The organism is Vibrio sp. 03_296, assembly GCF_002265885.1.
Map to the genome: position 1 here is coordinate 1 of NZ_NPKW01001262.1, position 279 is coordinate 279.

Consider the following 279-nt stretch of genomic DNA (forward strand, 5'->3'; position numbering starts at 1 on the left):
TGCCTTGGCAGTCTCAGGCGATGAAGGACGTAGTAACTTGCGATAAGCGTAGATGAGGCAGTAACAGCCACTTGAGTCTACGATTTCCGAATGGGGAAACCCACTGGCATAAGCCAGTATCATTGAGTGAATACATAGCTCAATGAAGCGAACCGGGAGAACTGAAACATCTAAGTACCCCGAGGAAAAGAAATCAACCGAGATTCCGAAAGTAGCGGCGAGCGAAATTGGATTAGCCCTTAAGCTTTACATGTGTTAGACGAACGGTCTGGAAAGTCC

Annotated in this window: 1 rRNA gene; it reads left to right on the forward strand. The window is 47.3% G+C overall.

Going from position 1 to position 279, the window contains the following annotated elements:
- Positions 1-279, forward strand: a 23S ribosomal RNA gene (locus tag CIK04_RS31435); the annotation flags it as partial.